A 15227-nucleotide genomic window follows, 5' to 3' on the forward strand; every position below is an offset into this window, starting at 1 on the left:
CTACCAGCGCGTCGACCGCGCGCTCGTCGCGGCGGTGGCCGAGATGTACGCCACCGGCACCAGCACCAGGAAGGTGCAGAGGATAGCCGAGAAGATGGGCATCGAGAGGCTCGGCAGGGACCGAGTGAGCGCGATCGCCGCGACCCTCGACGCCGAGATAGCCGACCTCGCGGAGGGGCCGCTCGATGCGCGCGCGATACCCTACATCTGGCTCGACGCGACCTACGTCAAGTGCCGCCGCGGGGGCCGCGTGGCTTCAACCGCGGTGGTCACGGCGATAGGCTGCGACGAGTCCGGCTGGAGGCGGGTGCTGGGGGTGTCCGTGGTGGACACGGAGTCCCACGAATCGTGGCTCGGTTTCCTGCGGAAGCTGCGCGACCGCGGCGCGACCGGCACCGAGCTCGTCGTATCCGATGCCCACGGGGGCCTGGTCAGGGCCGTAGGCGAGGTCTTCCAGGGGGCGGCCTGGCAGCGATGCGCCGTGCACCTGATGCGCGACTGCATGCGCGAGGCCGGCTCCTGGCAGCTGAGGCGCCGCATGGGCCGCATCGTCTCGTCGGTCTTCCGCGCCGGGGACGCCGCCACCGCCGTGGCTATGTACCACGCGGCGTGCGAGATGCTGGAGGGGTGCTGCCCGAGGGCGGCGAGGGTGCTCGAGGAGGCGGAGCCCGACGCGCTCGCGTACCTGGACTTCCCGCCGTCGCACTGGAAGCGCCTGCGCACCAACAACGTGCAGGAGCGCGCCAACAGGGAAATCAAGCGCCGCTCGCGCGTGGTGCAGGTCTTCCCGTCGGAGAGTTCGCTGCTCAGGCTCGTGGGCGCCGTCATGTGCGACCAGGCCGAGACATGGTCCGGCTCGCGCTACTTCTCGGAGAGGAAGATGGCCGAGATGCATGACACCGCGTTCAGAATGGGTGCCGCGGGCGAGCACGACTGGGCGGAGCTGGAGAAGGCGGCCAGGAAGATGATCGAATCAAGCCTGGAACTTGCCGACAGCGTGGAGGCGGCCTAGGATATCAACTGATTCCGGATATCGGACACAGGGGCCGCAAGGGCCCTTACACCAACTTTCTCGACACTACCCCGGCGAGCCGGGCGGCCTTCGGGGATACCCCCTATTTCGCTGTGCGCGCGGAGCCCTCCGCATGCGCCTCGACAGACTTGGGGAACCCCGCCGAAGGAATGGAGTGCGGGCCGACAGAACGGTATCCGCGGATATGAGACTGAGCCGAAGGCGTCGACGACATGCCGGGGGCGGACCGGGACGGGTTCAACGGCAGGCCCCGCCGACCGATTGCAAGCGGTCGGCGGGGCCATTGTGGCTCTTGACAGCGGATTGGGTCATATGAGCGAAAGCCCGCCAGAGCGAGCAAGGTGCCTTGAAACAAGGCGGCATTGACCTTCTGGTCATGCCGCCGAAGTTGAAAGGCAGATTGCCGCTCTGGCGGGCTTGCAGCGTCGACCGGTTACGCGGTTTGGTAAAACCGCGTAACTAACAAACCTGGGTTTTGCCGATCATGATGTTGAGGATCTCGACGTCGGTGTCCTTCATGCCCACGCGGCCTACGTAGCCCATACTGGCGATCGTCTGCTCAACGGTATCTTGGATCAGGCCCTCGCCGGCGCGGAAGCCGCGGCCTTGCATGGCCATATCGTGGCCCAGAATCGCCGCATCGACGGCAGCCGAGATCTTGGCGGCACAGCTCGCCTTGGCGCCGTCGCACACGATGCCGCCCACGTTGCCAAGCGTATTCGAGACCGTCGCGCCAATCTGTTCGCGCGTGCCACCGCACAGCCAGGTAATCGCAGCGCCGGCGCCGCACGCAGCGCAAATAGCACCGCAAAACGCCGAGAGCGCACCAATATAGCTCTTGATATGCACGGCGATAAGATCGGACAGCATCACGGCGCGCACCAGGCGCTCGTGGTCGCAACGCAGGTACTCGGCATACTCCATGACGGGCAATGCGCAGGTAATGCCCTGATTGCCCGAGCCGCACACAATGGCGACCGGCAGCGCGCAACCGTTCATGCGGGCGTCGGACCCGGCGGCCGCACGGGCACGGGCGCGGCAGGCGACGTCATCGGCACGAGCACCCAGCAGCGTACGGCCCACCTCGGCGCCCCAAGCGTGCGCGAGACCCTCGGCACTGATCGCGCCATTCAGCTCAATCTGACGCTCAACGGCAGCGCGGGCGTCCTCAATGTCACCGTCCTCGATAAAGTCGATGATAGTCTCAATCGACATGGGCGTATCGGCATTATCTGCCGCCCGCTCGGCCACGACGCGCTCGGCGCAGGCGGCACACTCCCCCGCCGACTTGCCGCACACCGGAATACCGTCGAGCGTATGGCACGTGACATTGGTGTGGTGGTCGGTAATCTCGACGACCGCGGTATGGCCCCCGGCCGTCGCAGTCACCTTGATGTAGAGGTTGGGCACACCCTCGACAAGCGACACATCGCAGTAGCCGGCGTCGGCGAGGAGCTCGGACACGCGCGCACGGTCTTTATCGTCAACGCTCTCGAGCACCTCGAGAGCGCTCTTGGCGTCGCCGCCCACGGCACCCAGCACGGCCGCAGCCTCAATACCATGCATTCCGCCCGAATTGGGCACGGTCACGCTCTTAACGTTCTTGATGATGTTGCCCGAGCAGGCAACGTCCATGTGATCGGGTTCGCAACCGAGCGTCTGGCTCGCCAGCGCCGCTGCATAGGCAACGGCAATGGGCTCGGTGCAGCCGAGTGCACAGACAAGCTCGCGGTTCAAAACATCGCAAAACGCGGCATCACGGATGGAATCGGTAGGCATAGGTATCTCCTGCTTGCATAACGGGCTGGGCTCTCAAAAAAGTTAGCTCCTTTATTTGATAACAATGCATCAAAAACCGCAACCATGGTTCCGGCAGACGGCGCTCAAGCGCAAACTGACGACATTCATTCACGAGAAGCCAGTCTTGTTGCCTGCTAAAGCGTTTGACCAAAAAACGCTCGAGCGTTTACGCAAAAGTCGCGCTATCATGCAGTCGAACGCGGTAAACACCTTTAGCATTTGCGCCGCACAGACCAGAGAGGAACCATCCATGAAGATCGGTATCGGTAACGACCACGCCGCCGTCGAGCTCAAGAACATCATTTCCGAGCACCTGAAGGAGCGCGGCTGCGAGGTCGTGAACTTTGGCACCGACACCTCCGAGAGCTTTGACTACCCCATCGCCGGCTACAAGGTGGGTAAGGCCGTTGCCAACGGCGACGTCGACCTGGGCATCCTCATCTGTGGCACCGGTGTCGGGATCAGCCTGGCTGCCAACAAGGTCGAGGGCGTACGCGCCGTTGTGTGCTCCGAGCCCTTCAGCGCCAAGCTCTCCCGCATGCACAACAATACCAACGTGCTCGCCTTTGGCGCCCGCGTCGTGGGCTCCGAGCTCGCCAAGATGATTGTCGACGAGTGGCTCGACGCCGAGTTTGAGGGCGGTCGTCACGAGCGTCGCGTTAACCTCCTCAACGAGATCGATCACACGCGCGGCCTTAAGATCGTCGACGAAGCCTAAACTATTCAGTGCCACAAGCTAACAGCAGGGGCCCGCTCGGAACACATGTCCGAGCGGGCCCCTGCATAGATTTTGGAATAAAAGGGCACCGCAGATGGAGTTCCGCGGCGCCCAAGCCACACGCTAACAGCTTTAAGGAGTCAAAGCTGGTTTAGCCAAAGAAGCGCTTGATCTCGATCTCGGCGTTCTCCAGGCAGTCGGAGCCGTGGATCACGTTGGCGTTGACATCGACGGCAAAGTCGCCGCGGATGGTACCAGGAGCAGCGTCAAGCGGATTAGTAGCGCCCATGAGGGTGCGCATCTTAGCAACAGCGGAGAGACCGGAAACGACCATCTTGACGACCGGACCGCTCGTCATAAAGTCGCAGAGACCGCCAAAGAAGGGCTTGTCGGCCAGATGGGCGTAGTGCTCCTCGACGGTAGCGCGCTCGAGCGTGGTCATCTCCATGCGCTCGATGACAAGGCCGCTGCGCTCAATGCGAGCAACGATCTCGCCGATCTTGCGGTCGCGCACGGCGTCGGGCTTAATCATGATGAAGGTCTTCTCGATAGCCATAAAAGTAGCCTTTCAAGTAGGTTCGCGCGTGCCCAAGTCCCATTCCGGCACCCGCCTGGACTGCATCGTAACAGAGTTTTAGCTGCAGTTAAACAAAAAGCTGTTTATTGAAACGTTGCAATTTATTAAAGCGCTCCATATGTGTCACTTCTGTTTCGAAGCCCGATTAGAGTACCATCCGACCGCCCATCAACCGCATCGAACAGAGCAGGCGGTCGGTTGCCGCCCGCGAACGTAACCCCTTCACAACCTGCCCAAAGGTCCTACAGAAGTTCTCGACAAGCCCCTCCCCCATAGCAACAAAATACGGGCGCCCACATCAGCAGGCGCCCGTAAAGTGAAAACGATTTATCAATAAATGGCCAAAACGGCTTCAGCCAAATCCCTACTTTACCCCGTGGCCCATCTCGACGACCTTAGTCAGCGATCCAAACACGCCCTCGTCGGCCACGAGCTGTGCCTCGGCGCGCTGCAGCTGCACGGCAACGGCGGCAGGGGCGGTGCCGCCCTCGGTCGTGCGCGCGGCGACAATCGACGGGATGTCGAGCGCCTCGGTAATGTCGCGCTCAAAGAGCGGGCTTGCCTCATGGAACACCTCAAACGGCAGGTCCTCAAGATTGCAGCCGCGCTTCTCACACATCAGAACCAGATGCCCCACCACGGCATGAGCCTCGCGGAACGGCAGACCACGCTTAGCCAGGTAATCGGCAACATCGGTGGCGGCAAGGTGACCCACGCCGCACTCGCGCGCCATGGCATCCTCGTTGACGGCCCAAGTCGAAATCATACCGGCCATAACCGACAGGCACTGCATGAGCGTATGGGCGGTATCGAGCGCGCCCTCCTTGTCCTCCTGCAAGTCCTTGTTATAAGCAAGCGGCAGGCCCTTCATGGTCACGAGCAGCTGCACCAGGTTGCCATACACACGGCCGCTCTTGCCGCGGATAAGCTCGGCAAAGTCGGGATTCTTCTTCTGCGGCATGATGGACGAGCCAGTGGAGTACGAGTCGGAAAGCGTGATAAAGCCAAATTCGGAGCTCGACCACAGTACGATCTCCTCGGAAAAACGCGACAGGTGCATCGCCATGACGGATCCGGCGTAATGCAGATCGAGCAGAAAATCACGGTCGGAAACGGCATCGAGCGAGTTGGGGATCACGCCCGCAAAGCCAAGTTCGGCAGCCGTCATCTGGCGATCGAGCGGATAGCTCGTACCGGCAAGCGCGGCAGCACCCAGCGGGCAGTTGTCGGCGGCATCAAAGGCGGCCTTCAGGCGCGTAAAGTCGCGCGCGAACATCCAGGAATACGCCAGCAGGTGATGCGACAGCAGCACGGGCTGAGCATGTTGCATGTGCGTGTAGCCCGGCAGAATCACCTTGTCGTACTTCTTGGCCGCATCCACCAGCACATGGCGCAGCTCAAGATTGGCCTCCATGAGCTCCTTGGCCAGCGCCTTGACGCCCAGACGCGTATCGGTCGCCACCTGGTCGTTGCGCGAACGCCCGGTATGCAAGCGCTTACCGGCCTCGCCGATGCGGCGCGTCAGCTCGCTCTCGATGGACATATGAATGTCTTCGTCGTTGATGTCGAAGGTAAAGTTGCCGGCATCGATATCCTGTTCGATTCCGGTCAGGCCCTTGGCAATCGCCTGCTCGTCCTCGGCACTGATGATGCCCTGGGCGGCCAACATCTTGGCATGCGCCTTAGAGCCGGCGATATCCTGCTTATAGAGATGTTTGTCGACCGGCAGCGACGCGCCAAACTCCTGCGTGACCTCGGCCACGCCTGCCTCAAAACGACCGCCCCAAAGAGCCATGGAACCGTCCCCTTTCTCCAAATACCAAAACAAGCGCCCAAAGCAATGCGCCATATCGCTAAAGCGATTTTTCAACCGCTAGTTTTGCACATTCCCCACCGTGTGCGGAGCCATGTGGCTAATTTGCAAAGAAGTGACGCACCATGCACTTGGCGCCCAACGTCTCCCTCCGGATGTTGCCCTGCGAACCATCGATCCAGGCCTTCAGGCTCATAGGAACGTCCTCGACCCTTACAGCATCGAACTCGGGCGCAAGGGCAAGCAAAGCATGCGCGATAGCATTGAACATAATGGATACTCCTCATATATATAGGCACAGAGCCGCCAAATTGATAGAAGGAGCCCCGCCGGACAACCCCGGCGGGGCTCGGACTCAGCCGCAGACGCGGCATCATATATGCGGGCGGAACGTAGGGGCCACCGATGTTAAGAAGTGTCAGCAAGCATAACGAAAGGTAGGGACCCCGTGCGCCCGTTATGTATCACGCGGATGGGCCGCGCGGATACCAAGGGAAGGAGGCGCTAGGCCTGGGCGGCAGCAGAGCTGGGGCCCTGGACCTTTGCCCACGTCTTGAGCGACAGCGTATCGATCTCGATAAAGCCGGCGCTGGCCTTCTCGTCAAACGTGGTGTCGCGGTCGTAGGTAGCCAGACCGTAGTCGTAGAGGCTGAAGGGGCTCTTGCGGCCGACGACATGGCAGTTGCCCTTAAAGAACTTCAGACGGACAGTGCCGGTCACGAACTTCTGGGTGTCAGCCATAAAGGCGTCGAGCGCGTTTTTGAGCGGGCTGTACCACTGGCCGTTGTACACGGCGGTGGCCCAATCCTGCTCGAGCTTAATCTTGGTCTTGAGCAGGTCGCCCTCGACGCAGATGTCCTCGAGCGCCTTGTGGGCGGTGATGAGCGTCAGGGCGCCGGGAACCTCGTAGCACTCGCGGCTCTTAAGGCCCACCAGGCGATCCTCGACCAGATCGAGACGGCCAAAGCCATTGTCGCCGGAGATCTTGTTGAGGGCGATGACGATCTCAGAGAGCTTCATCTTCTTGCCGTCGACGGCGACGGGCTTGCCGGCCTCAAACTCAATCTCGGTGTAGGTCGGGGTGTCCGGGGTGTCCTCGGGATTCTTGGTCATAACCCAAGCGTCGTCGAGCGGCTCATTCCAGGGATCCTCCAGGTGACCGCACTCAATGGCACGACCCCACAGGTTGTCGTCGATGGAGTAGGGGTTGTCGTTGGCACCCTCGGGAACCGGCACGTTGTGGGCGTGGGCATAGGCGACCTCGTCGGGGCGACACTTCAGGTCCCACTCGCGAACCGGGGCGATAACCTTGAGCTCGGGGTCGAGGGCCTTGACGGCGGCCTCAAAACGGACCTGGTCGTTACCCTTGCCGGTGCAGCCGTGGGCGACGTAGGTCGCGCCAAACTCGTGGGCGACCTCAACAAGCTTCTTGGCAAGCAGCGGGCGAGACAGGGCGGAGAGCAGCGGATACTTGTTCTCGTACATGGAGTTTGCTGCAATGGCTTTGGTCAGGAACTCATCGGAGAACTCGTCGCGCAGGTCGAGTACCTGGCAATCGAGAACGCCCAGGTCGAGCGCCTTCTGCTTCTTGGCATCCAGTCCGGTCTCTTCCTGGCCCACGTTGCCGCAGACGCAAACGACATCGAGATTCTTCTCGTCCTGGAGCCACTTGACACATACGGATGTATCAAGACCACCGGAATATGCGAGAACGACTTTTTCCTTGCTCATGGCTGTTTCCTTTCGCCCTTGGTAGCTAATTAGAACATCGGTCAGTTGCAAGTCACTTTGAGGTCAAAAACCGTGCAATATCAGGTTATCCAGCAGAATGCATCACAGGCATGCCCTAGAAACATGCGGCTATGTCGTGCTTAAACCCAACGACCTCAAAATGACTCTGTTGAGGCATTGCGCCCCATGCGGACAGAGACGATTGTTATCGTCGTCGGGAAATTGCGCGCTGGCGTCGGATGGCATTGTCTGCAGTGGTGATGATCTTTACGAACTGCATCTGCCTCTCCTCTCACGTATCGCCGGGCGCAATTCAAATATCGCAAACGGTACCTTTTCCTCGGTAAACGGCTCTTTTGCCGTCTCCGTTTTCGATGTTCGCTATATTACGATAAAGTGCACGCTGCGCAAGCGACAAATTCAAATTTCTGAAAAGTTTTTTCATTAGTTTGTGAATTGCAGTGCAAATACGCACCATTCCTGCGAAAATACGCTCGACTACTAGTTGATGGTTATAACGTCTGAAACAATCTCGAAACGAAAGGCGCATTTTTATGCAAACTTACGAATCGGACGCCAACATCGGCAACATTAAGATTCTCGCCGTCGATATGGACAAGACGCTGCTGACCGACGATCGCGTGCTGCCCCAGGGTCTCGACGAGCGTCTGGACAAGCTCGCCGACGCAGGCATCGTATTCTGCCCCGCCAGCGGACGTCCCGCCCCCAAGCTCGAAGAGATGTTCGAGGGCATTAAGAACCGCCTCGCTTTTTGTCCCGATAACGGAGCGTGCGTGATCTATCGCGGCAGCTATATCTATAAGAGCAATATTGACGTGGAGCTGTATCAGCAGGTCTTGAGCCGTGCCTCGGAGGATCCTCGCGCTGTCCCCGTCCTGTGCTGCTTCGACGAGTTCTACGTGCTTGCCCGCGACCATCAATACCACGACGAGATCAGCGTCTACTACAACACAATCAACTACGTCGACAGCTTTGAGGGCATCGATTTCGAGTCCAACAAGATTTCGGTCTTCTTCCCAGGCTACGACGCCGAGCCCGCTTTCCGCGAGACCTATAGCCCCGAGTTCTCGGACAAGCTCTACGTCACCAACGCTGGGCGCGAGTGGATCGACTTTATGAACCTGGGCGTCGACAAGGGCGCCGGCATCGCTCACCTGTGCGAGCACCTGGGCATCGATATTGCCGATGCTGCCGCCGTGGGCGACACCTACAACGACATCCCCATGCTGGAGCGCGTCGGTCACAGCTTTATCGTGGACAATGCCGAGGAGCACATGAACGCGCATGCCAAATGGCGCATTCCGAGCAACAACGACGGGGGCGTACTGACGCTCATCGACGCCATCTTGGCGGCTCGTTAACGTGGCTCGTCGGACCTGGCCGGGCGAGACGGGTAAGTTTTTCGTTCGGTCAGGTCCTGGGCTCGCTCGGAAAGCACATTAAGTGCTTTCCGGCTCGTGCGGAATCTACGAAAAACTTACCCGCCTCGCCCGGCCAGGTCCTAGGGTGACTTGCTTGCCGCCTAGATGGCGTCTTGGCGTCTAGATACTTGGCTGAATAATTATGGATGAAGGGAGTTCCTTGCTGAAAGGGACTCCCTTCTGGTTTGGCTGCTTTGGACCTGTGGCTGTTTTTCTATTTCGCGTCGGCCCAGGTTATGCCGGTGCTGGCTTCGGCGATTAGGGGGACGCGGAGGTCTACTACGTGCTCCATGACGTCGCGGACCATGGTGGTTAGGCGCTCGACTTCATCGACGGGGCACTCAAAGTCCAGTTCGTCGTGTACCTGCAGGATCATGTGGGCGGCAAAGCCTTCTTCTTCCAGGCGACGGCTTACGCGGGCCATCGCGATCTTGATGATGTCGGCGGCGGTTCCCTGCATGGGGTGGTTCATGGCCGTGCGCTCGCCGAAGCCGCGGAGTTGCGGATTTTTGGCCTTGAGCTCCGGAATATGACGACGGCGGCCGTACATGGTCTCGGCGTAGCCCGTCTGCTTGGCGCGCGCCACCACGTTGTCGAGGAACGTACGCACGCCCGGGTAGGCCTCGTAGTAGCGGTCGATCATGTCGCGCGCCTCGGCCATCGAGATATGCAGCGACTGCGACAGACCGTAGGCCTGCTGACCGTACACGATACCAAAGTTCACGGCCTTGGCGCGACTGCGCAGGTCGGGCGTTACCTCGGACACCGGCACACCGAACACGCGCGCCGCCGTCTCGGCATGGAAGTCCTCGCCCTCGTTAAAGGCGCGCACCAAGTGCTCGTCACCTGAGAGATGTGCCAGCAGACGCAGCTCGATCTGCGAGTAGTCCACCGCCAAAAAGACGCTTCCCTCGCCTGCCGAAAACGCCGTCTTGACGGTACGGCCCAGCTCAGAGCGCGTCGGGATGTTCTGCAGGTTCGGGTCGCTCGAGGACAGACGCCCCGTTGCCGTGATGGTCTGGTTGTACGTAGTGTGTACGCGGCCGTCGCCTCGGCGTAGCGGGCCCAGCGTGTCCAGATAGGTGGACTTGATCTTAGACTTCTCACGCCAGTCTAAGATCAAACGAACAATCTCGTGGTCACGCGCAAGGTCGCTCAGTACCTTGGCGTTGGTCGAATAATAGCCGCGCTTAGTCTTCTTGAGGCCCTTGGTCGGAAGCCCCATCACATCAAAGAGCACATGCGACAGCTGCATAGGACTGCCAATATTAAAGGTCTCGTCACCCGCCAGGTCGCGAATACTGCGCTCAACCTCGGTAATCTGGGTCGCCAGACCCTCGGACAGACTGTGCAGACGGTCGGGGTCCACGAGCATGCCCGCGCGCTCCATCTTGGCAAGTACCGGAACGAGCGGCATCTCGATGCCATCGAACACGTTGGCGGCATTCTCACGGGCCATGCACTCGCGCAACGGCGCCACGAGCGCCAGCGTCAGAGCCGCAGCACGGGCGGCAGGCGCCGGAGCGTCCTCACCAGCACCCTCTGCGCCGCGCGCCGCAGGCAGCGCCATCTGCAGATACGTATCGGCCAGATATGCCTCGTCAAACTCGGAGCGGTCGGAATCCAACAGGTAAGCGGCGACCACGGTGTCGAAGATGCACGTGGAATCGGCAGCGAGCGGATCCATGAGCTCGGGCTCAGAAGAATCGATGGGCGAAAGCTCGTGCAGCAGCGCTTTCGTATCCGGGCTCGCCACGCGGCCCTCCATAAACAGGCGCGCAAGCACGCCGGCGATCACACCGTGAGCGAAGTTGAAGCCCTCAACCTCAGCCGCCGCACAGCTGTCGCCCTCCTCGAGCGCGAACAGGCCCTTGGACGTCGCCAACCACAGCGTGCGCGTCAGCCCAAAGAGCGCGCCCTCTTCCTTGTCGTCGTCCACCACGGCGGCGACCCACTCGCCGGCATCAATCGCGCGGGAGACCTCAGCCGCAACGGCACCAAGCGCGTCGGCATCGCCGGCGGCTGCGCGAACCATAGCAGGTATCTCAAACACACTGGAGGCAGCAGCCCCGCCCTCGCCGCCGATCAGCGCCAAGAAACGGTTCTGCATGGCGGTGATACCAAGCGTACCCAGCGCCGCGGAAACCTCATCGGCAGAAAACGCCGGGAAGGACGTCGCCTCAAAGTCGAGCTCGACGGGCGCATCGGTGCGAATTGTCGCAACCTTGCGGCTCAGTAGTGCGTCATCGATGTGTGCACGCAGGTTCTCGCCCATCTTGCCCTTGACCTCATCGGCATGCGCGATGACTTCGTCCAGGCTACCGTACTTCGCAATGAGCGCACTCGCCTTTTTGGGACCGATGCCCGGTACACCGGGGATGTTGTCGGACGTATCGCCCTTTAGACCGTAAAAATCGGGCACGAGCGCCGGCGTAATGCCGTGATACAGGTCGTCCACGCTCTCGGGCGTCATAATCGCCACGTCGGACAGGCCCTTGCGGGTCGAGACCACGTTGACGTGCTCGGTCACGAGTTGATACATGTCGCGGTCGCCGGTCACCAGTAGCATGTCGCAGCCGGCCTCTTCACCCAGGCGCGCCATGGTTCCCAGGATGTCATCGCCTTCCCAGCCCTCGGACTGCAGAATCGGCACGTTGAGCGCGGCGAGCAGCTCCTTAATCATAGGGAACTGCGCATGCAGATCGGGGTCCATGGGCGGGCGTTGCGCCTTATACTGCGGCAGCATCTCCATGCGCACGCGCGGTTTACCCTTGTCAAACGCCACGACGACGCCGTCGGGGTTAAAGGCATCGATCATCTTGAGAAACATGTTCAGAAAGCCAAAGATCGCGTTGGTGGGGCGACCGTCCGGCGCGTTCATGGTCGGCGGCACGGCGTGGAAGGCGCGATGCATGAGCGAGTTGCCGTCGATAACGGCAAAGGTGCGGCGCTTGTCAGACATATTGAATACCTCGCTTTGGGCTGGGCACGGTTTGCTCACTCCAGTTTACACGCTCCCCGCCCCGCGGCCACCTCACATCAAGCTCCCCCGCCACCGTGAGCCCGCGCGTGATACGATGGCTCACGGTACATCAACCAGCACGATCGATCCGAAAGGAGCCTGCGTCATGGAGCGTCCCTGCGCATGGAAAAAGTACACGCCACAGCAAATCGAGGAGCTCGAGGAGCTTTGCCGCGGCTATAAGCAGTTTTTGAGTGAGAACAAGACCGAGCGCCTGTGCGTCAAGGCCGGCATCAAGATGGCCGAGGAGGCGGGATACGTCGACCTGGAGACCGTAATCGCCGCAGGCCGCGAGCTTAAGGCAGGCGACAAGGTGTATGCCGCTAACCACGGCAAGGACCTTATGCTCGTCAATCTGGGCACCGCCCCGCTCGAGCAGGGCTTTAACATCCTGGGCGCGCACGTGGACTCGCCGCGCCTGGACCTTAAGCAGAACCCCGCCTTCGAGGCCGGCGACATGGCTTATCTCGACACGCACTACTACGGCGGCGTCAAGAGCTACCACTGGGTAGCCTCCCCGCTCGCACTCGTGGGCGTCATCTGCAAAAAGGACGGTACCACCGTCGACATCAATATCGGCGACAAGGCGGACGATCCGGTCTTTACCATCTCCGACCTGCTGATCCATCTCTCGAGCGAGCAGATGTCTAAGCCTGCCAAAGACGCCGTCGACGCCGAGATCCTCGACGTGATCGTGGGCGGCCGTCCCGTCAAGTTCGATGAGGACGACAAGGACGCCCCCAAGGAGCCCGTCAAGCAGATGTTCCTGGATATCCTCAAGGAGCAGTACGACGTCGAGGAGGAGGACTTCCTCTCCGCCGAGATCGAGGTCGTGCCCGCCGGCCCCGCCCGCGACATGGGCCTCGACCGCTCCATGATTCTGGGCTATGGCCATGACGACCGCGTCTGTGCCTACCCCTCCATGCTCGCCCAGATCAACGTCACCAACGTGGAGCGCACGAGCATCACGCTCATCGTCGACAAGGAGGAGATCGGTTCCGTGGGTGCCACCGGCATGACGAGTCGCTTCTTCGAGAACACCGTCGCCGAGATCATGATGCTCGCCGGCGAGGACAGCCCGCTGGCTCTGCGCCGCGCGCTCGCCCGCAGCCGTATGCTCTCCTCCGACGTGTCCGCCGGCTTCGACCCGGGCTATGCCGGCAAGTTCGAGACCAAGAACGCCGCCTTCATGGGTCGCGGCCTGTGCTTTAACAAGTACACGGGCAGCCGCGGCAAGGGCGGCTCTAACGACGCCGACGCCGAGTATGTGGCCCTCGTCCGCGACATCATGGACGAGGCCGGCGTGGACTTCCAGACCTGCGAGCTCGGCCGCGTCAACGCTGGTGGCGGCGGCACCATCGCCTACATCATGGCCAAGTACGGCATGAACGTCATCGACTCCGGCGTTGCCGTCCTGTCCATGCACGCCCTGTGGGAGGTCGCCAACAAGGCCGACATCTACGAGGCATATCGCGGTTACAAGGCCTTCATCGAGCGAGCCTAACCAACCCTTCATCAGTTGCGGTGAAATACGGACTAAACTGGCCCATAAACGGCCAAAACAGACCGTATTCCACCGCAACTTTTTTGGCAGAGGAGAGTCCATGCTGCAGGTCATCATTTCGCCCGCCAAGCAGATGCGCGCGGCCCAAGATGCTTTTGAAGTCCTGGGCATCCCACCCTTTGTGCGCGAGACGGCTCGCCTCCACCGCGCACTGCTAGATATCGAGCGGAATGAAGGCAGCGGCGGCCTGCAGGCGCTGTGGAACGTGAGTGACAAACTGCTGGGACCTTGCCTCAACACACTGCATGAGTTCGGGCCCATCCTGAAAAGCGGCGATCTCGACAATCCCGCACTCGCCCGTCACCTCTCCCCTGCCGTCATGTCCTATCACGGCATTCAATACCAGAGCATGGCACCCGAGGTGATGGATTCCGCACAGCTCGCATGGCTGCAAGACCATCTGTGGATCCTCTCCGGCCTCTACGGGTGCGTTCGTCCCTTTCATGCCGTCGAACCGTATCGGCTGGAGATGGGCGCGAAGCTTGTCGTCGACGGTGCCCGAGACCTCTACGCATTTTGGAGCGATAAGCTCGCGCGGGCTATCGCCCCGGCAGGCTCAAACACCACGATCGTCAACCTCGCCAGCGTAGAGTATGCCAAAGCCGTTCTGCCCCACCTCGCGGGCGACGCCACAGCCGTCACGTGTCTCTTTGGCGAGGGTATCCGCAACGGGAAGCCCATCCAACGGTCGACCGCCAGCAAAAAGGCGCGCGGCTCCATGGTGCGGTGGATGGCAGAAAACAAGCTCGAGGATGCAAGCGAACTTACCGCATTCAACATCGGCTATCGCCACGTCCCCGAGCTCTCATACCTAGGCACCCTCATGTTCATCAACGAACAGATGCTCTAGAGCCGGCACCCAACACTGACCCGCTCAGCCTTCTCTATATAACTTGCGGTGGAATAATTCCTATTTGAGCCTTTTTCGCACAATCAGGAACTATTCCACCGCAACTTTTATGAATTGGCTGCTAGGCTCGACACCTATTCTGCTAGACCGTCGGCCTTTGCAATCCCGTTTGTCGAACCGTCCTGATAGACAATCTTGACGTGCTCGACCTCGGACACCGCAACACCCGACGGGGGCTCCAGGCGCCATTCCGTCAGCGCGATATCCATCGTCGTGGGCACATCCCCTTGATCTTTGAGCTTCACCGTCAACGTTTTGAACGTCGCATCATACGTCACGCGTTCGATTTCCTCACCAGGAATAGACCCACCACTCAGCTGCAACTGCACAAACTCATCGCACGGGTACCAATAATCGCCCGGAACGGCGAGCGTATTGGCATTACCGCCAGTACTCCTCACCGTCATAATCGGTAGGCTATCATCAGCCTCAAACTCCCAGGCAGCGCCGCCGCGACCGCCAAACGTCCAAATACAAAAGGCAATCACCAGCACGGCAAGCACCGCAAAGTCAATCGCGACAAGGCCATGGTGCGCACGGCTTTCCTCGGCCGATACATCCCATTGCGTCTCTCGATATAGATGCTTGTCTTCCATGTTCGCCTCCCCACAGGCACG

General features: G+C 60.6%; 12 protein-coding genes. 5 read left to right on the forward strand and 7 right to left on the reverse strand.

The features are described from left to right. Positions 1–1012: IS256 family transposase (locus tag AB5Z25_RS01570; RefSeq protein ID WP_368134625.1), on the forward strand; the 1012-nt coding region annotated here is incomplete at its 5' end. Positions 1013–1492: 480 nt separating this feature from the next. Here the strand turns inward: AB5Z25_RS01570 and AB5Z25_RS01575 are convergent. Continuing rightward, a complete protein-coding gene (locus tag AB5Z25_RS01575; RefSeq protein ID WP_368134626.1) occupies positions 1493–2812 on the reverse strand; it encodes an L-cysteine desulfidase family protein in 1320 nt (439 codons plus the stop codon). A 271-nt stretch (positions 2813–3083) separates the two neighbouring features. On the opposite strand from AB5Z25_RS01575, the gene rpiB reads away from it, so the two are divergent. Continuing rightward, the gene (rpiB, locus tag AB5Z25_RS01580; RefSeq protein WP_035138007.1) at positions 3084–3551 is read left to right on the forward strand and encodes a ribose 5-phosphate isomerase B; all 468 of its coding nucleotides are present in this window, start codon (positions 3084–3086) and stop codon (positions 3549–3551) included. Positions 3552–3702: 151 nt separating this feature from the next. Here rpiB and ndk read toward each other — a convergent pair whose 3' ends face one another. The 4 genes from ndk to AB5Z25_RS01600 all read right to left on the reverse strand — a co-directional run bounded on the left by ndk (position 3703) and on the right by AB5Z25_RS01600 (position 7672). Continuing rightward, positions 3703–4107: a nucleoside-diphosphate kinase gene (gene ndk / locus AB5Z25_RS01585; protein WP_006234152.1), complete on the reverse strand. Its 405-nt coding sequence runs from the start codon at positions 4105–4107 to the stop codon at positions 3703–3705. A gap of 385 nt (positions 4108–4492) precedes the next feature. Continuing rightward, positions 4493–5923 (reverse strand): argininosuccinate lyase, encoded by a 1431-nt coding sequence (gene argH / locus AB5Z25_RS01590; protein ID WP_368134627.1) that lies wholly within the window; start codon positions 5921–5923, stop codon positions 4493–4495. Positions 5924–6041: 118 nt separating this feature from the next. Next, on the reverse strand, positions 6042–6212 hold the full coding sequence (locus tag AB5Z25_RS01595; RefSeq protein ID WP_161144721.1) for a hypothetical protein: 171 nt from the start codon (positions 6210–6212) through the stop codon (positions 6042–6044). 233 nt (positions 6213–6445) lie between these two features. Then, positions 6446–7672, reverse strand: a complete 1227-nt coding sequence (locus tag AB5Z25_RS01600; protein ID WP_035138001.1) for an argininosuccinate synthase — start codon at positions 7670–7672, stop codon at positions 6446–6448. 554 nt (positions 7673–8226) lie between these two features. Here AB5Z25_RS01600 and AB5Z25_RS01605 point away from each other — a divergent pair. Further along, complete coding sequence (locus tag AB5Z25_RS01605) at positions 8227–9054, forward strand: Cof-type HAD-IIB family hydrolase (protein ID WP_368134628.1); 828 nt, start codon at positions 8227–8229, stop codon at positions 9052–9054. Positions 9055–9328: 274 nt separating this feature from the next. On the opposite strand, the gene polA is transcribed toward AB5Z25_RS01605, so the two are convergent. Then, entirely contained in the window at positions 9329–12076 is a 2748-nt protein-coding gene (gene polA, locus AB5Z25_RS01610; RefSeq protein ID WP_368134629.1) for a DNA polymerase I, read from the reverse strand. Between the two features lie 166 nt (positions 12077–12242). Between polA and AB5Z25_RS01615 the strand changes: the two genes are divergently transcribed. Continuing rightward, positions 12243–13640 carry an aminopeptidase gene (locus tag AB5Z25_RS01615; RefSeq protein ID WP_055286106.1) on the forward strand — a complete coding sequence of 466 codons (1398 nt, stop codon included), beginning with the start codon at positions 12243–12245 and terminating at the stop codon, positions 13638–13640. A gap of 100 nt (positions 13641–13740) precedes the next feature. Continuing rightward, positions 13741–14550 carry a YaaA family protein gene (locus tag AB5Z25_RS01620; protein ID WP_368134630.1) on the forward strand — a complete coding sequence of 270 codons (810 nt, stop codon included), beginning with the start codon at positions 13741–13743 and terminating at the stop codon, positions 14548–14550. 134 nt (positions 14551–14684) lie between these two features. Here AB5Z25_RS01620 and AB5Z25_RS01625 read toward each other — a convergent pair whose 3' ends face one another. Further along, positions 14685–15206 carry a hypothetical protein gene (locus AB5Z25_RS01625; protein ID WP_368134631.1) on the reverse strand — a complete coding sequence of 174 codons (522 nt, stop codon included), beginning with the start codon at positions 15204–15206 and terminating at the stop codon, positions 14685–14687. Positions 15207–15227: the final 21 nt, after the last annotated feature.

It is taken from the genome of Collinsella aerofaciens (assembly GCF_040910325.1).
Classification (GTDB): Bacteria; Actinomycetota; Coriobacteriia; order Coriobacteriales; family Coriobacteriaceae; genus Collinsella; species Collinsella aerofaciens_BL.